This is a genomic window from Pseudoalteromonas sp. MER144-MNA-CIBAN-0113 (assembly GCF_040308965.1).
Taxonomy (GTDB): Bacteria; Pseudomonadota; Gammaproteobacteria; order Enterobacterales; family Alteromonadaceae; genus Pseudoalteromonas; species Pseudoalteromonas tetraodonis.
In genome coordinates, this window is record NZ_JBEOOG010000235.1 from 1 (window position 1) to 345 (window position 345).

The following is a 345-nucleotide window of genomic DNA, read 5'->3' on the forward strand; positions in this document are numbered from 1 at the left end:
GCTTGTTTTAGCTAAGTGCTTTTTTCGTGGTAAAAAACCAGTAACCAACATAGTACCCACAATGACAAATAATGCGCCGAGTAACGTATTTGGCCCAATTTGCTCATCTAAAATTAAATGTCCCCAAAATATGCCAAATAATGGAATTAAAAATGTAACCGTGAGTGCTGAGGTTGGGCCAATATCGTCGATTAATTTAAAAAATAAAATATAAGCAAGTGCAGTACACATTACTCCTAATACAAGTACACCTAGCATAACGTTGGTGCTTGGTATTTCTCGTATTGGCATAAATAAGATAAGCGGCAATACCATAAAGCTTGAAGCCCACATTGAGCCATGGGC

At 37.4% G+C, this 345-nt stretch carries 1 protein-coding gene; it reads right to left on the bottom strand.

Translation table 11 applies throughout. The features are described from left to right. Positions 1-345: EamA family transporter (locus AAEY57_RS19530; protein ID WP_350608609.1), on the bottom strand; the 345-nt coding region annotated here is incomplete at both ends.